We start from the raw sequence: 19,254 nt of genomic DNA, 5'->3' as shown, positions 1-19,254 counted from the left end.
TGATTACAGTTGTGACTCGGCATTGGCGGCTGTAATATACTGCTTGGCCTGCAAATAATCAATAATCTGATCAACAGATTGAGCTAACGATTGTTGGGAGGTATCAATCGTTAGCTCCGGTTTTAATGGGGCTTCATAAGGGGCATCGACCCCCGTAAAGCCTTTGATTTCGCCCCGGCGTGCTTTGGCATACAGCTGTTTTACATCCCGTTGCTCGCAGACGGCCAAGGGGGTGTCAACGAAGACTTCGATAAATTCATCGGCTGCCAGTAGCGCACGTACCTGATCACGATCAGCACGATACGGGGAAATAAAGGCAGTTAAGGTAATCGTCCCGGCATCCACGAATAACTTAGCAACTTCGCCAATTCGCCGAATGTTTTCTTGACGGTCGGTGGCCGTAAAACCTAAATTCTGATTAAGGCCAAACCGAATATTATCACCATCGAGGACATAACTATTGAGGCCCCTTTCAAAGAGTCGTTTTTCGACAGCCATCGCAATCGTTGACTTTCCTGAACCAGACAACCCGGTGAACCATAAAACGGCAGGCTTATGTCCCAATAAATTTTGCCGTGCCGCCTTGGTCACTTTTGTCGGCTGCCAAGTAATATTCTGAGATTTAATCATCCTTACACCCCCAGCGTGCGTTGTTTTTTTAAGCCATCGATCAAGACTTGAGCGACTTCTGGACGAGAAACTTCTTTCGGTGGGACCACGCCAGCACTTAATAGTTGTCGCACCTTGGTCCCGCTTAATGAAATATGATCTGCGTCACTGTGTGGGCAAGTTTTACTCGTCGCCATCGCTTCACATTTTTTACAATAAAAGGCATTGTCGAATTTAAAAAAGTGCATGCCAAGTTCTGATTCCACGGAAGTAATCAGTTCCTGTGCTTCATAGGTGCCATAATAGTCGCCAACGCCAGCATGATCACGGCCGACAATAAAATCGGTACAGCCATAATTTTTCCGGACAATGGCATGTAGGATGGCTTCTTTTGGCCCAGCATACCGCATCGCTGCTGGATAAATGACTAAGCGGACACGGTCCTGTGGATAATAATATTTCAAAATGGTCTGATAACTGGCCATCCGCACGGTTGCTGGAATATCATCGGCTTTCGTTTCACCCACTAAAGGATTCAAAAAGAGTCCGTCAACATTTTCTAAGGCTAATTTTTGAATATATTCGTGGGCTCGATGAATGGGATTACGTGTTTGAAACCCAACGATCGTTTGCCAACCCAAATCGTGAAATAGTTGACGGGTGGCAATGGGTTCTAAATAATAATCACTAAAATCACCATGGCTAGGCTGTTTCAGCAACTTAATGTGCCCGCCTAAATACACGTCGCCAGTTTCAAATAATCGCTTAACACCTGGGTGTGCGGTCTCAGTAGTGCCATAAACGTTTTGCGCCTCTAATAGTTTGTCTGGTCGATATTTATCTTCAACTAAGAGTGTGCCATAAATGTCGCCATGCTTATCTTTGAGCGCAATCTTTTGATTGAGCTCAAAAGTGTCCGCTGTGGCCTGATCAACTGGTAATGTGATGGGGACACTCCAAAGCACACCATTCTGCAGGTGCATCGTTTTGACGACTGAATGATAATCACCACTCGTCATAAATCCTGTCAGTGGACTAAACCCACCAATGGCAATTAATTCTAAATCTGATAACGTCCAAGCGTTAATCGTTAAACTTGGTAATTGTTCGGCTTCAGTCAAAGCTGCCGCTGAAAAATCTTCCAAATTAATCAATTTGCCACCATGCGGCGTAATACCAAATACTTTTTCCATAATAATCACCTATCTATTTTATGATTTGTTGATAATTCGTCTTGATAAAACTGGTCAATACCGCTTGCTTGGTTTCGGATACCGTGGCCTGTTGACATAAGCTTGTCAGCTCGACTGCCAATGTCGGCCAATCGAGTGGCGTTGCCAATTTCAAGGCGGGTTCACGTGGTTGATCTGTCGTGGTGTGGGTCGCATTGACCCAATCAGTCACCTTTTCAGCGGTCGTTGGGCGGTCCAAATCGGTTGCCATTAGTAGCAAATACGGTTGTCCTTGCAGCGCACTGATTGTTCGAAATAATTGCTGTATTGCCGTCTGTTGTGCTGATGCCGCTGTCATGGCCGCATAGTCGTTGGCAATCACGATTGGGGCACTAACCACACCCAATTCGGTGCTAACGGTCATCAGCATCTCAACGATTGCGCTATAAGCAACGTCGCCAACACCCCACAAAGCTTGCTTTTTCGCATTGCGGCGCAAATAGTTATTGAGTTGCTCCTTTTGCTCAACCAGTGCAAAATCACGTGGATACGTCGCCAGATCAACCGTCCCACGTGTTAACTGCTGCTCAATCGCCGTGGCGGTTTGATGACCGGCATTCTGTTCATCACTCATTTGGACACCGGCCTGTGTTAACAATGCCGTGACTCGGTCAACTTCGGCTGGTACAGTGCCCAGCACATAGAACACCCGACTATTAATTTTGGGATTAAAATCACGATATAAAGCACCATACTTAGCCAGATAGTCATCAACCAAACCATGAATTTTTTGATCAAATTCATCAGAAGCAAAAAATTGATCATCATTGGTCGCTTGTCGGCCCAACAAGTACAAGGCTTTCACATCCGGATCGACATCTGTCCGCGCCTCAAAGTCACTCAAGGCTTCACCACTGTCGCTTTTTTGTAAACTTGGATCAATAAAATCATTGATTTGGGCCTGTAAAGTCGCTTCATCAGCCGGCCACGGTAAGCCTAAATTATCGGCCACACGATGCAAACTAGACAGAGGGGCATTAAAGAGATCCTCATACGTTAGCAACATCCGGTGGTCCGGATCAGTATCACAGAGCGATAACAGCGTCCGAACTTGCCATTGCCGTAATGCCAAAGTATTGTTCCGATGCCAAGCCCGTTCATTGGAGCTCACCACGTCCATCGGATTTCGCAACAAAATAATTTCAGCCGGTTCCACTTTGATCTCAGCCAACACGACTTGCCATAGTTCAATGTAGTCGTTCATTCGTGGATCTTTCACGGCTAGATAGGTCTCAGTTTCAAAATAATTCTGTAAATAAGTGGTTAAGGCGTCACGATCACCTTTTATTTTAGGCCGATCATAATACCCTTCATACGATGGTCGATAGCGCAACTTTCCGCCCAACGATTTATGAATTTTAATAATATCCTTATTTTCAAAATACCCTTTGGGATTAATCCGTTTACTGGGTGCCAGCAAATTGTCAGTCCCTAATGAAATTCCCATCAAATTGATACATTTGGTTAAAACCGACGTGCCTGAGCGTCCACTGCCTAAAATGAGCACCGCTTTTTTAGTCTGACGACGGCCAAACAGCCGTTGTAAAATTCCTTGTGCCATTTTAATCATCCTTGTTCATTATTTTTATTTCGGCTGGTTACGCCGGTGATTGCTTAATATCGTAGCAAGAACTTTGTTTAAATCTATAAACGGCACAAGAAAATAATGTGATGAAATTATGATTATCAGCAGTATCCACCGGTCAACACGTCGCTAGTGTGAGGTCATTTTGCCAATCGTCGTTCCAATTGTGAAGACCCATCCGCACGTGCCACGTCAGTAACTTGCGGCATTATTGGCATTAGTTGAGAACCAGTTAATCAATCAGGTTAACTTTTATCCTTAATACTTTCTGAACTGATGCTAAAACAATGGTGACCACGTTTGTGAGCCAAAGGCCGGTCTCACAAGTTAGGCTTTTCCTAAGCTGGAAAGTCTACCAGCAGTCGAAACGTGCTGGTCCACGGAGACGGACAAATTGACCATTATGAGGCACTGGTGAAATACTCATAAAGCAACTAAAGATAGCGATTGCCCGTTTATGACAGCCTAGGCAGAAAAGTCGAAAATTAACATAAAATGATAAATTAGAGCTTTTTATTAGAATTTGCTTTGACTTTAGTCACTTTTGGTGGTATTTTTTAATCAATCATAAAACAAGATAACGTCCTGATGAGGAAAGTAAGTTGTTGCAACTACCAAGTGAGCTTGGAAAAGTGTGAACCAAGTTAGTGTGCAACTTCTGAAAAATGGCCTCTAAACGGCACCACTGAGCAATTGCCAGGTGATGACAGCCAGCTACTGTTAACCAGCTACCGTATGAAACGTACGGGATAAGATCAATATCGTGAGGTATTGGTAAACTAAGGTGGTACCACGAACGGCAACTTCGTCCTTTTCAGGCGAAGTTGTCGTTTTTTTGTTAAAAATCAATCATTAACATGAAGGAGTGGTCAATTATGACAGTTATTAGTAGCAATCTGGGGTATCCACGCTTAGGTGAACATCGTGAATGGAAGCATCTTTTGGAACATTATTGGCAACACAAATTAAGTGACGCTGATTTTCACACCACTGCCAAACAGTTACGGCTAGCTAACTTAAAAAAAGAACAGGCTTTGGGCATCGACTATCTGCCCGTTGCCGATAATTCCGACTATGATCATGTTTTGGACACGTTGGCCGCTTTTGGTGCCATTCCTAAACGTTTCGGGCATTTTGATCAAGCATTGACCTTATCCGACTATTACGCCATCGCCCGCGGCACTGAAACAGCGGTCGCTGCCGAAATGACCAAATGGTTCAATATTAACTATCATTACATTGTGCCTGAATTCGATGACGTCCAGTTTAAATTATTGGATAATCGTTGGCTACGTTACTATCAAGAAGCCAAGACAGCCTTAGGTATCGATGGCAAACCTGTCATTTTAGGTCCGGTTTCCTTTTTGAAACTTGGCAAGCGGCACGGTGACTATTTGGATGCTGCTGGAGTGGCCGAACTGTTACCACAACTCCTACCACTCTATCAACAAGTTTTCGCCGAACTGGCTGCTGCTGGGGCGACCTGGATTCAACTAGACGAACCTACACTCGTTAAGACCACTAACCCCGCGGAATTAGCGCCCTATCGAAAAGCGTTAACCACTTTACACGCCGCCGTACCAACCTTAAAAATCGTCTTACAAACTTATTTTGATAGTTTGGATTTATACGATGAAATCGTCAAATTACCCGTCCAGGCGATTGGCTTAGATCTCGTGCATGATCACGGTGAAAACTTGGCACATCTACGAACCAGTGGTTTTCCAGCCGATAAAGTTCTCGCCGCCGGATTGATTGACGGCCATAATGTCTGGGCCAGTGATCTGGCTAAAAAAGCCCAATTAGTCCAAGAATTACAAACGATTGCGGCCCCTGACCACCTGTGGTTACAACCTGCGAATTCCCTATTACACGTGCCTATTACCACCAAAAATGAAACCCAAGCTGATCCAGTCTTACTAGGTGGCTTAGCCTTCGCCGACCAAAAATTACAAGAATTGGCGGTACTGACGCGGGCCGCTAATCACGGCATTGCAGCGGTTCAATCGGCATTTGACCTTAATCAAGCCAAGCTACAGGCACTCAATAACTCGACGCATCGCAATAATCAAAGTGTGCGGGCCGCTGAAGCCCAATTGCCACGACAAACCTTTGAGCGTCAAGCCCCCTTTGCGACGCGGATCAAATTGCAACACGCCCGTCTCAACTTGCCGCTATTACCGACAACGACCATTGGAAGTTTTCCGCAAAGCCATACCGTTCGCGCCAAACGTGCAGCTTGGCGAAAAGGCGCATTAAGCGATGCGGACTATCAAACTTTCTTACACGCTGAAACCAAGCGTTGGATTGCGCTTCAAAATAAACTCGGTTTAGACGTCTTAGTCCACGGCGAGTTTGAACGGACCGATATGGTTGAATACTTTGGGCAAAAATTGACTGGCTTTTACGCGACGCAAAATGGCTGGGTCCAATCTTATGGTTCGCGTGGCGTACGCCCACCCGTGATCTTCGGCGACGTTGCCTACACCAAACCTATTACAGTTGCTGAATCAGTTTATGCGCAAAGTTTGACCACGAAACCGGTTAAGGGCATGCTGACAGCGCCCTTGACGATCATCAACTGGAGCTTCGTGCGCGACGACATCCCCAAAGCCCAGGTTCAAAACCAAATCGCGTTAGCCTTACGACAAGAAGTCCAAAATTTGGAAAAGGCTGGTATCAAAATTATTCAAGTGGACGAACCAGCCTTGCGTGAAGGCCTACCGCTGAAACAACGCCACTGGCAAGCCTACCTAGCTGAAGCGGTCTATTCATTTAAAATTACGACGACCGGCGTCAAAAATGAAACTCAGATTCATACGCATATGTGCTACTCGAACTTTGCCGACATCATCGATACCATTAAAGCGCTCGATGCGGACGTGATCTCGATTGAAACATCGCGGAGTCATGGCGAACTCATCGCCGCGTTTGAACAGACCGGTTACGACCAAGAAATTGGGCTGGGCGTTTATGATATCCATAGTCCACGCGTGCCTAGTGTGGCCGAAATTGAGGCTAACATTCAACGGGCGCTCCGCGTGATCAAGCCGCGCCAATTTTGGATCAATCCCGATTGCGGGCTAAAGACCCGCCAAGAACCCGAAACTTTGGCGGCCTTAAAGAACATGGTCGCTGCTCGTAACGCAATTCAAGCTCAGCTCAATACGCCAACACATTAGGGGGTGCCGCGATGGATTTACGACAAGCATTAAAACAACGAGTCTTAGTCGCGGATGGCGCGATGGGGACTCTGCTGTATGGTAATTACGGGATTGCATCGGCCTTCGAAAATCTGAATCTGACTCATCCAGACACGATTTTACGCGTCCACCAGTCCTATTTAAGTGCCGGAGCTGACGTCATTCAAACCAACACTTACGCCGCTAATCGTTTGAAATTAACGCGTTACGACTTGCAAGACCAAGTCACGGCCATTAATCAAGCCGCGGTCAAGTTGTCCACTAAAGCCAGAGCTGCCGCCGACCACCCCGCTTACATTTTAGGCACGATTGGAGGGCTCGCAGGTGATACGGATCAGACCGTTTTGCAAGCAACGCCCGCAACGGTCGCCGCCAGTCTGACGGAACAGTTGACCGCCTTATTAGCAACGCAGCAACTTGATGGCATTCTATTAGAAACTTACTACGAGTTACCCGAATTGTTGGCAGCGTTAAAGACCGTCAAGGCTCAGACAGACTTACCAGTCATCACGAACGTTTCAATGTTAGCGCCTGGGGTATTGCGTGATGGTACGACTTTTGCGGACGCGGTCATTCAATTAGCGGCCGCTGGAGCCGATGTCATCGGCACTAATTGTCGCTTAGGGCCCTATTACTTGGCTCAGTCATTTGAAAATTTAGCGATCCCAGCCACGGTAAAACTCGCGGTTTATCCTAATTCTGGACTTCCCGGTACTGATCAAGACGGGCGCGTGGTCTATGATGGCGAACCCAGTTATTTTGAAGAATATGCTGAGCGTTTCCGTCAACTAGGCCTAAATCTCATCGGCGGTTGTTGCGGGACTACCCCCTTACACACCGCCGCACTTGTACGTGGCCTAGCCAGTCGCACGATTGTGCCACATGCTGGTCAAACGGCACAACCAGAACCAACGCCACTGGCCGCCACGATTGGCCGGCATACTTTTTTACAAAAAGTTGCCACACAAAAAACGGCGTTGGTCGAACTCGACCCGCCGAAAGACTTTGAAACCACTAAATTTTTTAAAGGTGCGCAACGTTTGAAAGCCGCGGGCGTTGATGGCCTAACGCTCTCAGATAACTCCCTCGCCACGGTCCGTATCGCGAACACCACCATTGCCGCAGAACTTAAACTCAACTACGGCATTACCCCAATTGTCCATTTGACGACTCGTGATCATAATCTGATTGGCTTGCAATCTGAAATCATGGGCTTGCATAGTCTCGGCATCGAGGACATTCTCGCGATAACGGGTGACCCGGCCAAATTAGGTGATTTTCCCGGCGCAACTTCTGTCGGCGATGTTCGGTCGGTCGAACTGATCAAGCTTATTAAACAGTTCAATAGTGGCATTGGTCCCACTGGAAAGTCTTTGAAACAAGCGACCGATTTCCGGGTTGCCGCTGCCTTTAACCCAAATGCCTATCGTACCGACGTTTCAACTAAGTCAATTGAACGCAAAATAAGTTATGGTTGCGATTATATCATTACCCAACCCGTGTTCGATCTGGCTAATGTCGATGCGTTGGCAGCAGCGCTCGCAGCACATCAGATCCACATTCCGGTGTTTGTGGGCATCTTGCCACTCGTTTCGAAACGGCATGCCGAATTTTTACATCATGAAGTCCATGGCATCCGCTTACCAAAGTCAGTTTTGACACGGATGGCGCAGGCTGAAAGTGATGGTAATGAACGCGCCGTGGGCATTCAGATTGCCAAAGATTTGATTGATGGCATCTGTGCACGCTTCAACGGTGTCCACATCGTCACGCCATTTAATCGCTTTAAAACCGTCATCGAACTAGTCGATTACGTCCAAGCAAAAAATTTAACCTTAACCAAATAAAAACTTAACGCCCCCGCACAACACTTTCATGCTAAAATTAGACTCGAAGTGTTGAACGGAGGCGTTTTAATGATTTTAAGTATCCACTTAGGAAGTTGGCTGTGGTTGTTCGTGATGGTCGCCCTTGGCCTGACCAGACATTCCGTCAAAGCCACCAACCGTTATCTCATTTTGAGCCGGTTGGGTTACCTTTTATTGATTGTCAGTGGCGTCTATCTCAGTACCAAAACCTTTAGTACCGCGTGGTTGCTGACAGGACTTAAAGGCGTTTTAGGGATCGGCTCGATTGGCTTAATCGAAGTCGCTTTTGCCCGAAAACAAGAAAGTCGGCTCAGTCCCCAACTTTTAGCACTGTTGATTGCCGGTCTCATCTTAACTGTCATCTGTGGCGTCAGCCTGCACTATCTGTTAAGCGGGCACCTGATCTAAAACAATCGTTTGTCATTGCATCACGCTCGAAAGACAAAAAAAGGGCCTGGCAGTTAACCAGGTCCTAATCATTACGATTGCTTAAACGTTTGAGAATATTACGCCGCATCCGCATCTTTTGGTTGTGCTCCATAAATATCAATCGCGACGTCCCATAGTTAAAAATACCGACCAAGACTTGATCAATAATTTTAACAAACATTGGTGCCCAGAAAAATACCGAGATACCAACGAACATTAAGAAAGTATCAAATAAATATGAGAGTCCCCGCGTTAACATAAACCCGGCAAACTCTTGGCACCAATGCCAGAAGTTTTTTGATTTGGAGCGAAAAACCACCGCTTTATTCACGTAGAAACTGAATAAGGTTGCCAGAATCCAAGCAATTGTATTTGAAAATAAATAGTGTTCCAATAAAACCGTGTGCAATAACCAAAAAGCGAATACGTTTACTAATGCGGCCATAAAGCCAAAAATTGCGTATTTCCAAAAATATCGGTACCGCCGGTAAATTTTTATCAACACCTGCACCGTTGTCGCCGCCGTTTCTTCTAATTTACAAGTTAACTAAGAATCATTTACGAAACATCATAACCCATTTGAGTGGTCGCTGACAAGCGCAAAATTAGCATAACGTGCAAGTGTCCACTATAATGAAATCTAACACGCACCTATTCTTGGAGTGAATACTTATGAGAGCTTTACCAATTCTCCTCGGCCTCGCCGCAGGATGCTTAATTTTAGGTTTAATTTTGATTATCGTTTTAGTGCATCTCCATCGTTTGAAACAGTCGGCTAAGGAACAAGCGACCCTGCTAAAATCCATTCGAACGCGGCTCGTTCGTCAGACCTTGGCTAATCAACAGCAAGATCAAACTTTAACCGACCTTAAAAACGAAAATGATGCTTACAAACAAAAGTTACTTAAACCGGGGCCAAAACCGGTTAGTGTACCCCAGAATCGCCGAATCAACGCGAATTCACGAGCTATTTTTCGTTCCTACGTCGTTGGTCTCGATTATTATCAGAAAAACTTTGAGGCCGCTTTAGCGGATGCCAGTCGCCGTGGCTATTTCAAGCCCTATGATGACTATAATGAGTCCGGCCTTAAAGCCGATTATTTATATGCCAAAAAATATCGCGTCGACGCGGATGCCAATATTGGTGAAGTGCAACTCGTTGAAGAAGTTGATGGCGCCAAACGGTCTGTCCGCGTTGAATTAAAAGTCGCGGATCATGGCTATGTCATTGGTTACTTGCCGAAAAAACAAGTCAACGAAGCCTTTAACGTCATTGATATCTACGCAAATTCCGTCATGACACTTTCTTCTAAGACCCAACTTACTGGTGGTCAATGGAAAATGGCCATTGATGCCGTGGATGAAATGCAATATTTAAACGATCCTAACGCTCAAAATCGGAATTTACCCGATTATGGCGCGAGTGATACGCCGTTACAAATTAAGACTGGCACTAAATCATATTTCTTACAATTTACATTATATGAAATGGAAATTCCGACCACCCAAATTCCGCTTTACAGTCTCATTGACACGGTCAACGGCCAACGTGGTTCAGTGGTCACCGTTGAAGCCGATCCTACTACTTATGTGGTCGCGGTGGAAGCCGGTGCCGATGCGGGGCAACAGATCAGTGTCACCCCTACTGAAATTGATCGGATTATTTGGGTACCAAACTGGAAATAACCGAGGAACAACAATGAAAAAATTATTATTAGCAACACTATTGATTATTAGTATTTTAGTGATGGCTAAGGTGGACGTCCGTGTGATCCATCAAAGTACCATCCCGAGCCTCTCGACCACTCAAACGCAATGATTGGAGGAATTTATATGCGCAAGCGATTTTTAATCCTAGCCATGTTAGGACTAGCTGGCCTACTCGGCGGTTGCGCAGCTCAAGCTGCACCAACTATTACACCTAAGAAAGCCAACGAAATTGCTGCCGCCAATCGCCAATCAACCTCGGCGGCACAAGCCAAGGCTAAGGACGCCAGTGCCGAGAAAAAGACTGGTCAACAATATCAAGCCACCAATGATCACATTACCGGTGCGCCTGAAGCTGCATCAGCGGTCGAACAAGTTCTAAATGACTCTAAAGATGAGTCTTTTAAAGCAGTTCCTAACGTTAATATCGATGCTCACGGTCATCATTATTATCAAGTTGATGCTTTTACAAAAACGACTACTCAAACACGTGGGAGTCTCCGCCAAAGCTATTTTGTTTATTTGGATGGTTCAATTACCACCAGACAGGTCGACTAGCCTATAAAAAAAGACATTAGCAAGCCCTTAATTTGAGGCTTGCTAATGTCTTTTTTTATCGTACATGTTTGAGATGCCCCAGGCAGGATTCGAACCTGTACATTGTTGCCAATACAGCGACCTGAACGCTGCGCGTCTGCCAGTTCCGCCACTGGGGCAGTAGTTATTCAATAACATAGTTAATTATAGCGAAAGTTCCCCCAAAAATAAACCTTTTTCTATTTTTATGCATTAATTTCCAAAAGATTCATTAGAATCGGTTTGCAAGGACCAGTTTTAGTGTATACTAGATTCTGTTGGTAATTTAATCAACTTGTTGGCGGTATTGGCGAAGTGGTTAACGCACCGGATTGTGGCTCCGGCACGCGTGGGTTCGATTCCCACATACCGCCCTTAATAGAACTAACATTTGGCGACCAGATTTTCACTCAAATCTGGTCGCTTTTTTGACTAAAAAATTTTATTTGGTATTACCCCTCAAAAAAGAAATTATTTCAGTGTTGCTGATAAACTCATGGTGTTCAATCATCGACCAAATTTCTTTGTCATTTTTTTGCCATAAATCAATTTCATAAACATTACGTTCACCAGTTGAGAGACAATTCATATAAGAATTCCAATCAATCTTTGAATCACTAAACTTCATCTCAACTTGACGCATTAGATCAACAAATATCTCCTTACTCGTTACTCCAAAGGATTCTCGGTTAGTTCTGTTCTCTAAATACTCAGTTATATCAATTTGGTACATACCACATCACTCCTTATCTAATTTAACTATATAAAAAGCTTCTACTATGTGAGTAAGAGGCAGTTTCAAGCACTACATACCTGAGGTTTACCAGTATAATAAAACCACCTTAAAAAGTTAAACACTTGTGATATAAATTGCATTATCCTCAATTTGTACCTCATACAAGAAATCCTTCTTAGCAGAATAATACATATACCCGCTAATTCCCTTTTTACCCTTTTCTATTGCATCATCCTCCATGTAATCTCGCATATGTTCAGACATAAACTCTTGATCTGAGTTAGCATCGACCCATTTTGGTAAGGTAACAATCACCTGATTAATAACATTACAATTCTTGAACACTGTAAATTCAGTTCTTGTACCCAAAGAAACGTTACCGTCTAACTTATAGGTAACAAAACTATCATCTTCACGAAGCTTTGTCATTCCTTTAGGATCAATAACAGAATGTACCGCATTCTCCTTTAAAGAATGTGTCTTATTGAATAATAAGTCTAGTAACGTCAAAGTTATATCTTCTGCTGCAAAGATAACAAACCTTGCCTCGACGGGTGTTATAGTTTGTGATCTCACCGCTGATCCATGTGAAACTGAAGTTAGATTTCGTAAATTTCCTATCTCAGTGACAATATCAGTCACTTTATCGAATACCGTTGGAAATCGTTCGCTTGCCGCTAACTCTGAACTCAAGGAGCTTAATGTACCTTTGATTAATTTATTCAGACCAAGATACCTATCTTTATCAATATCCTCATCATTAAGTGCTTTATATACCCATTTACAAGTTGATTCAATCATGCTTCGCGCATAATTAACGGATTCACCGTAACGTTCCTCGTTATAGCTATCATTCATTTCAGAGTAACGTTCATCAATTGATGCTATTCCAAAACTATCAACCTCGGGCCTCAAAATTTCACCAGGATGTCTCATATTCTCACCACATCTTTAATTTGTTTAAGTCAACTATATCAAACCGTACTGTATTATGCGATTACGTTGTTTCAAATTTTTAAACATGCAGTATTACCTTGCTCTCCTAAAAGCTCCAAAAAATATCACCGTTAAGCGAGAGCCAATTTGAAGAACAGTAATCGAACTTTATCAGCCTATTGTACCGTCAATACTCTTTTCAGATATAATGTAACCCAATATATTCACGAAAATCAGCCAAGTACCTTTGAGTCGTTAGACGATAAGGCACTTGGCTGATTTTCGTTTGCACCAATTGGGTGCAAAAAGAAACTCCACTATGATATCGTGAAGTCACCATAACCAACGATAAAAGAGGAGTTTCCAATGACAACTTTACATGAATCTATGCTATTTAACAAAACTGGTCTTAAAATAACTAATAATGGTGGTGACCTTACTGGAGATGCCGGCTTGGTGCTAATCAAAGAATTCATGAATCAAATTAATTTCGACAACATTATTCAACAACTATTGCATATCAAAGACCGTCGTCGATCACCAAAACATACTTCAGTCAAAATTTTCACACAACATATTTTTCAGATCATTGCAGGCTATAAACACGATGCCGCCGCTAACCGACTACAATATGACCGCCTTTATCAACTATTACTGGGTCAAAGTAAAGCAGTATCACAACCGACCATTTCACGCTTTTTCTCACGTTTAACTGAAACCAACATTCAAGAATTCGAAGCCATTATTCGTCAACTTGGTGATTTCAACTTATTAGACCGTAATCAGCAAGAACTCATCATTGACATTGATTCAACACATGCCGATACATTCGGTAAGCAAGAAAATGCCGCCTATAATGCCCATTATCAAACGGAGGGTTATCACCCGCTTTTGGCTTTTGACGCGGTTAGTGGTGTTTTACTAAATGTTAAACAGCGTCCTGGTAATCAATATACTTCACATGGTGTCCGTGAGTTTTTAGAACCATTGCTGGTTCATTACCAATAGTTATCTAATCAATACTTTTCATATGTTGATTAGCGGCGTTGCCTATAATCTTATTCAAGCCATGAAATCAGCTGCATTATCGACAACTAAAGCCATGCATACGTCATGACTTTACGGTTCAGGTTATTACATATCCCTGCTAGAATTGTGTCACATGCTCCAAACGTGGATTCAATTGAGTAGTGCAAATGTTTTTGATCGACTTTTTTTTGGCAAGTCTTACATTGAATACAACATCGATAGTCTCGCTTTTTTCAAAATCTGTTCAACCAAGAGGTCAATCTAAGTAATTTATGCAACACAGCGTTTCGATCAGCCGATATTTTATCAAATATACTGGTTGTAAATCAAAAATCACGATCAAATTATAATTGTGGATAAAATTTGATCGTGATTGCTTTTTTTCCTGTTTTTTGGGTTTCATGAATAGATTGGGCAGACTATTCTTTTAATCACATTAATAAGAATTTTACTTCGCATCAAACGATTTTAACTACTATTTATACTGGTATGTGTTTAGGTGAAATTCAAGGACTACAGTGGAAAGTTATATTTAAAACCATCACCGTAGACATGCACTTAATGAAAGTACTCAAGAATTAATCCCAACTAAAAACGAAGCTTCAAACCGAATTATTCGCATCAATCAAGAATTAACTGACATGTTTATCGAAATAAAGCAACATAAACGTGCAAATTTAATATTCACTAATCAATAATCAATATGAAACCGTACCAACATCCGCAGCAGTTAACCAGACCTTACGAGAATCACTAAAAGTCCTTGAAATTAAACGTGTTGGCTTTCACTTTCATTCATTACGGCATACTCACGTAGTTTACCTGCTCTATTGCGGTGCTGATCTATATGCAATATCTAAGTGTCTTGGTCATTCTGATTTAGCAACAACTGCATAGGTATATTCATATTTGATTGAAGAATACAAAGTTAAAATTGACAACAAAATCGAACAATATTTAGATGACATTACTACCCCTAAATCAGTTAAAAGAATTGCCGAATAATTTTGCACGCTTTACTCATAAAGCCAGTCATATCAGCAAGCGTGAATCCTGCCTGGGGCATCAATTCAATACTAACAACCAATTCAATTAGAATTGGTTGTTTTTTTTCTGCCATTATTCCGCTAGTTTCACGACGGTGCCATACCCAGTGACCACCAGAAAACGTGGTGCCACACTCATTTGTGCAATTTCAGTATTGAAATTCACATAAATTAGGCCATCGCCATCCTGTGCTTCGGCTTTAGCCATGAGATCTTGTTTTACTTTATCAATTAGCCCATCAAACCGCTCAAATTGATCAATGCCATCTGATTCGAACATCAAATGTTCAGTTGCCGAAACAACTGATTTAATCATATGTGATCGTTGTAAATCACCCGTAGTTAAAAACATTTTGTGTCCCCTCCTGTTGCCTCCAATTCTACTTGAAAAATCAACTGACCGCAATCTTCCAGCAAATTAATTGACATTCATTCTCAGACGACTAGGTTAAAGGTAGGGAGTGATATTTTGGATTCTGTAACTAAATTTTTACAACAATACACTTTTGAACCAATTAAACACAGTCCTAAGTTGGATCAGCATGAATTGACGGTCGAACATGACCATCGTGAGATCCCACTTGGCAAGTTTAAGATTCGTCTCAAAAATATTGATAATCAACACGATTATCCTTTAAAGCTCAAACAACAACTACGCTTAACGACTAAGGGACATGGCTTGCGTCTCAATCAGCGCTTACACGGGGTGCACGTCCATCATGCTAGTTCTGCCAAGCACAATGGTCAATTCCAACTCGTCGCAAGTCTCAAGGTCCAACCAACCACGAAAAAGCAGTCTAAAACAACTAAGGCTGCTTGGGCGGTGCCAGTTGAGCATCGTGTGGCTGAGTCCCTACCGATTCAAGTGCCGCTATATGTCTTCGATGATAGTCAGCAACTAGTCATCAATCAAACCGCTTTAGCAAAATTATTTTTGAACAGTTCAGTTGGTAAACAATTTTTGCAGGCTAGCTAATTGCTTAAAAGCCGAGTCTCCCAATTTATTATTTTACTTATTTCATTATTAACAGTAATAAATATTGCAAATACCTAATTAATTGCGTACAATATACTAGAATAATAAAAAGGAGGCTGGTTTAATGGCAACTCCAACCAAGAATATTTTGCTGGACGATCAACTTTGTTTTGCCCTATATACCGCAAACAAGCGATTCAATCATTTTTATGCAGATGCTTTAGCGCCATTCAAGCTTACCTATCCGCAGTACATCACCCTCTTAGCACTTTGGGAGAATAGTCCGATGACTGTGCGTGAGCTTGGATCACACGTTAATTTGGATAGTGGTACTTTAACGCCGTTGCTTAAGCGCATGCAAACTCAAGGTTGGGTCGAACGTAATCGTGATGAAGATGACGAACGCCAAGTGAACATTTCACTTTCACAAAAGGCAATCGACGCCAAATCATCGATTTTTGATCATGTTAATTCTTGTATGGACCTGTTGGGTATGGATGACAAAACATATGCCGCCACGCGTGAGACCGTTAATTTCGCCGCTGATCGTATCAAGCAAGCTGATCCTAAAAAGATTAAATATACTGGAACTGAGATTTAACTAAAAACACCCGCAAGTTTTTTGGACTTGCGAGTGTTTTTTTAATTTAGCAGGCCAATAATCATAATACTCATCGCCCCAGCATTGATTAAGAAATGTAAAATAATCGAATCCTGAATTTTTCCAGATAAACGATAAACCAGCGCTAAAATAAGCCCCATAGTGACATAAATCAAAAAGCTTGGAACGGTTGAACTACTATGTAGGCTACCAAAAACCAAGCCGCTCAGGCCTATTTTTAACCATTCTTGTTTAAAAAAGAGATTTGTGAGCACGCCGCGAAAAACCAACTCCTCGACGATTGGCGTCAAAAAAACCGCACTAATAGCCATCATCCACATCGCAACTGGGCTACCACTCATTAAACTTTTAATTGCCGCATTATTCTGCGTTTGATTTTGTTGATAGAGCAATTGGTTAATTATTTGGAAAATACCTTCACATAAGATGATTGCTAAATAACCGCCCAGAACATAGGCAAAGTCTTGATGTCGTAATCGCTTTAACTGGACCTCACCTGTATAGTGTCGATAAGCCGCACTCGCGGCAATGATGACTAAAATAAAAATTGCAAAATAAGCGATGACTAGGGCGATTTGCCAGCCAATTGGGCCGCCTTTATCGTCTAGTTCGTTCACTAACCTTAATAACATCGGTGGGATAATAATTCCAACGATTAACCCAATTAATAGGCAGACACGCCAAACCCAACTTAGACCACGATCGATCACTTGCATTACGCCTCACCTCTTCTAATTAATTTTACCGCAGCAATTAATAAGTTACACAGTTTCGCATACGTAAAATTGAGGTGGCAAAATTTTCTACCACAAATTTTTTGGGGCCCGTTTGGGGTCCGTCTAGATAAAAAAATGACTCTACCGCATGTAGCAGTAGGGCCAAAGAGTTAGGTTTAAGTACAATATGGGGGATTGTACTTACTCGTTCATCCACTTTGGGGGAGTAAAATGAACAAGTGTATAATTATTAGGTACATGTATATACTATTATATAATTGTGAAGAAAGTGTGAAGATTATCAATAAAGGTATAAAAATGATAATTTATTTTTAAAATTTACAAAGTACATGATATTTATTTTGTGATATCAAGTTTTTGATTGCTAGGACTAAAATAATTCAAAAGGTTACACATCTATAGCCCCATTTCATGAAAATAATGGTAGGATAGATACCGTTAATCTTAATAAACGCTTTAGTTAATCAATTAACTGTGTTTGTCAGTTTACATGAAGGAGTGTGTTGCAGTCCTATGTCATTATTCAGCCGTTTTACAAGTATCATTGTCATTATTGTCATGTTTTTCCTGATCAGACTGATTATTATCCATCGTCGGCCTTTATCCCAAATTAGCCGTGGCACGGCACCACAACATCAAAATGGGGAAGCCTATGTAAATGCGGTCAATACGATCAATTACCTCATTACTGACGTCCGGACTGGTCATAAACGCCAATTCACTGCTGGTGACGCCGCGGATTTAGAAACTGCCCTGAGCTTGATTCTTGGAACGGCCGTCACTGCCCAGCCAATCACGGGTGATGAAGTCCGGCTCGCGATTCAGTTAGCCAATCACCATGCCGTGACGCTCAGTGTAAAAATTGTGGCAACCGACCTTAAAACTGCCGCACTCTTTGATCGTGATCAAGCCACCACCGTCACGGTTGACCAAACGCCAGTCGCCAACGGCCGTGAATGCTACAATGTCATCAAGCAAACTTTGAAGCGTGCTTAACTCGCATAGCCCCCAAACCACACTAATAAAATATCAAAAATTAAAAACAACAAATTAAATTGCAATAACCACCAGTTCATTAGCCCTTTTTCACGCCGCATGCCATAAATCGACAAGATGATGCCAATCAGCGGAATGAGGCCACCTTGTAACAAACGATAGACTGGTAAATAAAAGCCACCATTAACAACGGGACCGGATAGTTGTCCCAACAAAACAAAAAATAAAAACACCCCAATATTTAATAACGAACACGCAAAAGCCGTTTCGGTAATCGCCCCCATCGACAACCGATAATGATAGCGAAACCGTAAGATTCCGGTACCAATCAAGCCAACGATCAATATCAAACTAACGATTAACATGGTCTTTTTCACGACTCCTTTTTTAAAGTCTAATTAACCATACGCTATTTACCGCAGTCCGCCTACTAATCCTCAACAAGCTTAACCCTTTTTTAGCAAAAAAGACCCGAAAGTAACCCTTCGGATCGACCCATTGGTTAACCTAATGCTTTGACGCTACTGGCACCTTTAATATTTTTGTTTTAAGTCCGACGACTCTTACTGAAACTTGTGAGCCGCGATTCACGACCATTTTGACATAAAAACGACCATCTTGCTTATTTGAAATAACTTGTCGAACTGTTTTTCCAGCTCGCAATGTGACGATCACCCCATGCTTAGTCCGGCCTCGAATGATCGCCGTTTTTTTGGCAGCGTCATAAGTCATCGTAGCAGTTACCTGGTGCCGATACCGGCGAGAATCACCCTGCAAACTATACTCGGAACCTAGAATTAATAAGCATCCGGCGAGAATCATCAATGCAAGCGACCAAAATTGCTTCACAACTAATGTCTCCCCTCCCAATCAGTCCCCAAGACTGACTAAGTTGATAGATTAATCATAGTCGAGTCCGAATCCCAGCCAACAAAAAAGGTGCAAAGCCTAAAATAGCTTGCACCAA

At 42.6% G+C, this 19,254-nt stretch carries 20 protein-coding genes and 2 tRNA genes; 11 read left to right on the top strand and 11 right to left on the bottom strand.

The annotated features are described in order from the left end of the window. Nucleotides 1–3: 3 nt before the first annotated feature. The 3 genes from cysC to RA086_RS05830 are packed head-to-tail and all read right to left on the bottom strand — an operon-like array spanning nucleotide 4 to nucleotide 3,402. Entirely contained in the window at nucleotides 4–630 is a 627-nt protein-coding gene (cysC, locus tag RA086_RS05840) for an adenylyl-sulfate kinase (RefSeq protein WP_308702920.1), read from the bottom strand. Nucleotides 631–632: 2 nt separating this feature from the next. Next, the gene (gene sat / locus RA086_RS05835) at nucleotides 633–1,802 is read right to left on the bottom strand and encodes a sulfate adenylyltransferase (RefSeq protein WP_308702919.1); all 1,170 of its coding nucleotides are present in this window, start codon (nucleotides 1,800–1,802) and stop codon (nucleotides 633–635) included. Nucleotides 1,803–1,815: 13 nt separating this feature from the next. Continuing rightward, nucleotides 1,816–3,402 (bottom strand): hypothetical protein, encoded by a 1,587-nt coding sequence (locus tag RA086_RS05830; RefSeq protein ID WP_308702918.1) that lies wholly within the window; start codon nucleotides 3,400–3,402, stop codon nucleotides 1,816–1,818. Nucleotides 3,403–4,301: 899 nt separating this feature from the next. On the opposite strand from RA086_RS05830, the gene metE reads away from it, so the two are divergent. From metE to RA086_RS05815, 3 genes are all read left to right on the top strand, one after another. Then, nucleotides 4,302–6,608 carry a 5-methyltetrahydropteroyltriglutamate--homocysteine S-methyltransferase gene (gene metE, locus RA086_RS05825; protein ID WP_308702917.1) on the top strand — a complete coding sequence of 769 codons (2,307 nt, stop codon included), beginning with the start codon at nucleotides 4,302–4,304 and terminating at the stop codon, nucleotides 6,606–6,608. An 11-nt stretch (nucleotides 6,609–6,619) separates the two neighbouring features. Further along, the gene (locus RA086_RS05820; RefSeq protein WP_308702916.1) at nucleotides 6,620–8,476 is read left to right on the top strand and encodes a bifunctional homocysteine S-methyltransferase/methylenetetrahydrofolate reductase; all 1,857 of its coding nucleotides are present in this window, start codon (nucleotides 6,620–6,622) and stop codon (nucleotides 8,474–8,476) included. 69 nt (nucleotides 8,477–8,545) lie between these two features. Then, nucleotides 8,546–8,905 (top strand): DUF1516 family protein, encoded by a 360-nt coding sequence (locus RA086_RS05815; protein WP_308702915.1) that lies wholly within the window; start codon nucleotides 8,546–8,548, stop codon nucleotides 8,903–8,905. A gap of 64 nt (nucleotides 8,906–8,969) precedes the next feature. On the opposite strand, the gene RA086_RS05810 is transcribed toward RA086_RS05815, so the two are convergent. After that, a complete protein-coding gene (locus RA086_RS05810; RefSeq protein ID WP_308704420.1) occupies nucleotides 8,970–9,431 on the bottom strand; it encodes a GtrA family protein in 462 nt (153 codons plus the stop codon). A 167-nt stretch (nucleotides 9,432–9,598) separates the two neighbouring features. Between RA086_RS05810 and RA086_RS05805 the strand changes: the two genes are divergently transcribed. Together RA086_RS05805 and RA086_RS05800 are read left to right on the top strand one after the other, a co-directional pair. Next, entirely contained in the window at nucleotides 9,599–10,612 is a 1,014-nt protein-coding gene (locus RA086_RS05805; RefSeq protein WP_308702914.1) for a hypothetical protein, read from the top strand. Between the two features lie 147 nt (nucleotides 10,613–10,759). Beyond that, the gene (locus RA086_RS05800; RefSeq protein ID WP_308702913.1) at nucleotides 10,760–11,191 is read left to right on the top strand and encodes a hypothetical protein; all 432 of its coding nucleotides are present in this window, start codon (nucleotides 10,760–10,762) and stop codon (nucleotides 11,189–11,191) included. 74 nt (nucleotides 11,192–11,265) lie between these two features. On the opposite strand, the gene RA086_RS05795 is transcribed toward RA086_RS05800, so the two are convergent. After that, a tRNA-Leu gene (locus RA086_RS05795) sits at nucleotides 11,266–11,349 on the bottom strand. 161 nt (nucleotides 11,350–11,510) lie between these two features. Here RA086_RS05795 and RA086_RS05790 point away from each other — a divergent pair. Beyond that, nucleotides 11,511–11,583 (top strand) — tRNA-His (locus tag RA086_RS05790). 68 nt (nucleotides 11,584–11,651) lie between these two features. Here the strand turns inward: RA086_RS05790 and RA086_RS05785 are convergent. Both RA086_RS05785 and RA086_RS05780 read right to left on the bottom strand, forming a co-directional pair. Then, entirely contained in the window at nucleotides 11,652–11,942 is a 291-nt protein-coding gene (locus RA086_RS05785) for a hypothetical protein (protein ID WP_308702912.1), read from the bottom strand. A 117-nt stretch (nucleotides 11,943–12,059) separates the two neighbouring features. Further along, a complete protein-coding gene (locus RA086_RS05780; RefSeq protein WP_308702911.1) occupies nucleotides 12,060–12,881 on the bottom strand; it encodes an abortive infection family protein in 822 nt (273 codons plus the stop codon). A gap of 366 nt (nucleotides 12,882–13,247) precedes the next feature. Here RA086_RS05780 and RA086_RS05775 point away from each other — a divergent pair, with 366 nt between their 5' ends. Next, nucleotides 13,248–13,889, top strand: a complete 642-nt coding sequence (locus tag RA086_RS05775; protein WP_308702910.1) for a transposase — start codon at nucleotides 13,248–13,250, stop codon at nucleotides 13,887–13,889. Nucleotides 13,890–14,600: 711 nt separating this feature from the next. Continuing rightward, the gene (locus tag RA086_RS15950; RefSeq protein ID WP_407659084.1) at nucleotides 14,601–14,807 is read left to right on the top strand and encodes a tyrosine-type recombinase/integrase; all 207 of its coding nucleotides are present in this window, start codon (nucleotides 14,601–14,603) and stop codon (nucleotides 14,805–14,807) included. 222 nt (nucleotides 14,808–15,029) lie between these two features. Here the strand turns inward: RA086_RS15950 and RA086_RS05770 are convergent, their stop codons facing one another. Further along, on the bottom strand, nucleotides 15,030–15,308 hold the full coding sequence (locus RA086_RS05770; RefSeq protein ID WP_308702909.1) for a hypothetical protein: 279 nt from the start codon (nucleotides 15,306–15,308) through the stop codon (nucleotides 15,030–15,032). Nucleotides 15,309–15,425: 117 nt separating this feature from the next. Here RA086_RS05770 and RA086_RS05765 point away from each other — a divergent pair, with 117 nt between their 5' ends. Then, nucleotides 15,426–15,932: a hypothetical protein gene (locus RA086_RS05765; protein ID WP_308702908.1), complete on the top strand. Its 507-nt coding sequence runs from the start codon at nucleotides 15,426–15,428 to the stop codon at nucleotides 15,930–15,932. A 124-nt stretch (nucleotides 15,933–16,056) separates the two neighbouring features. Beyond that, nucleotides 16,057–16,533 carry a MarR family winged helix-turn-helix transcriptional regulator gene (locus RA086_RS05760; protein WP_308702907.1) on the top strand — a complete coding sequence of 159 codons (477 nt, stop codon included), beginning with the start codon at nucleotides 16,057–16,059 and terminating at the stop codon, nucleotides 16,531–16,533. Between the two features lie 41 nt (nucleotides 16,534–16,574). Here the strand turns inward: RA086_RS05760 and RA086_RS05755 are convergent, their stop codons facing one another. Next, nucleotides 16,575–17,270 carry a CPBP family intramembrane glutamic endopeptidase gene (locus tag RA086_RS05755; protein ID WP_308702906.1) on the bottom strand — a complete coding sequence of 232 codons (696 nt, stop codon included), beginning with the start codon at nucleotides 17,268–17,270 and terminating at the stop codon, nucleotides 16,575–16,577. 534 nt (nucleotides 17,271–17,804) lie between these two features. On the opposite strand from RA086_RS05755, the gene RA086_RS05750 reads away from it, so the two are divergent. Then, nucleotides 17,805–18,287, top strand: a complete 483-nt coding sequence (locus tag RA086_RS05750) for a hypothetical protein (RefSeq protein ID WP_308702905.1) — start codon at nucleotides 17,805–17,807, stop codon at nucleotides 18,285–18,287. Here RA086_RS05750 and RA086_RS05745 read toward each other — a convergent pair. Both RA086_RS05745 and RA086_RS05740 read right to left on the bottom strand, forming a co-directional pair. Continuing rightward, nucleotides 18,284–18,652: a hypothetical protein gene (locus RA086_RS05745; protein WP_308702904.1), complete on the bottom strand. Its 369-nt coding sequence runs from the start codon at nucleotides 18,650–18,652 to the stop codon at nucleotides 18,284–18,286. The two genes, RA086_RS05750 and RA086_RS05745, sit on opposite strands and share 4 nt — an antisense overlap. Before the next feature lie 142 nt (nucleotides 18,653–18,794). Next, on the bottom strand, nucleotides 18,795–19,136 hold the full coding sequence (locus tag RA086_RS05740) for a hypothetical protein (RefSeq protein ID WP_308702903.1): 342 nt from the start codon (nucleotides 19,134–19,136) through the stop codon (nucleotides 18,795–18,797). Nucleotides 19,137–19,254 lie beyond the last annotated feature (118 nt).

This window comes from Lactiplantibacillus brownii, from assembly GCF_031085375.1.
Lineage (GTDB): Bacteria > Bacillota > Bacilli > Lactobacillales > Lactobacillaceae > Lactiplantibacillus > Lactiplantibacillus brownii.
Note: the sequence above shows the minus strand (reverse complement) of the source record. Positions and strands in the feature narration are given on the sequence as shown.

What these genes read in the sequence shown, in the direction of transcription:
- RA086_RS05800 (WP_308702913.1), top strand. Translation starts at nt 10,760, where the DNA reads ATGCGCAAGCGATTTTTAATCCTAGCCATGTTAGGACTAGCTGGCCTA.
- metE (WP_308702917.1), top strand. Translation starts at nt 4,302, where the DNA reads ATGACAGTTATTAGTAGCAATCTGGGGTATCCACGCTTAGGTGAACAT.
- RA086_RS05755 (WP_308702906.1), bottom strand. Translation starts at nt 17,270, where the DNA reads ATGCAAGTGATCGATCGTGGTCTAAGTTGGGTTTGGCGTGTCTGCCTA.
- RA086_RS05760 (WP_308702907.1), top strand. Translation starts at nt 16,057, where the DNA reads ATGGCAACTCCAACCAAGAATATTTTGCTGGACGATCAACTTTGTTTT.
- RA086_RS05830 (WP_308702918.1), bottom strand. Translation starts at nt 3,402, where the DNA reads ATGGCACAAGGAATTTTACAACGGCTGTTTGGCCGTCGTCAGACTAAA.
- RA086_RS05820 (WP_308702916.1), top strand. Translation starts at nt 6,620, where the DNA reads ATGGATTTACGACAAGCATTAAAACAACGAGTCTTAGTCGCGGATGGC.
- RA086_RS05750 (WP_308702905.1), top strand. Translation starts at nt 17,805, where the DNA reads ATGTCATTATTCAGCCGTTTTACAAGTATCATTGTCATTATTGTCATG.
- RA086_RS05785 (WP_308702912.1), bottom strand. Translation starts at nt 11,942, where the DNA reads ATGTACCAAATTGATATAACTGAGTATTTAGAGAACAGAACTAACCGA.
- RA086_RS05775 (WP_308702910.1), top strand. Translation starts at nt 13,248, where the DNA reads ATGACAACTTTACATGAATCTATGCTATTTAACAAAACTGGTCTTAAA.
- cysC (WP_308702920.1), bottom strand. Translation starts at nt 630, where the DNA reads ATGATTAAATCTCAGAATATTACTTGGCAGCCGACAAAAGTGACCAAG.
- RA086_RS05815 (WP_308702915.1), top strand. Translation starts at nt 8,546, where the DNA reads ATGATTTTAAGTATCCACTTAGGAAGTTGGCTGTGGTTGTTCGTGATG.
- RA086_RS05780 (WP_308702911.1), bottom strand. Translation starts at nt 12,881, where the DNA reads ATGAGACATCCTGGTGAAATTTTGAGGCCCGAGGTTGATAGTTTTGGA.
- sat (WP_308702919.1), bottom strand. Translation starts at nt 1,802, where the DNA reads ATGGAAAAAGTATTTGGTATTACGCCGCATGGTGGCAAATTGATTAAT.
- RA086_RS05770 (WP_308702909.1), bottom strand. Translation starts at nt 15,308, where the DNA reads ATGTTTTTAACTACGGGTGATTTACAACGATCACATATGATTAAATCA.
- RA086_RS05745 (WP_308702904.1), bottom strand. Translation starts at nt 18,652, where the DNA reads ATGTTAATCGTTAGTTTGATATTGATCGTTGGCTTGATTGGTACCGGA.
- RA086_RS05805 (WP_308702914.1), top strand. Translation starts at nt 9,599, where the DNA reads ATGAGAGCTTTACCAATTCTCCTCGGCCTCGCCGCAGGATGCTTAATT.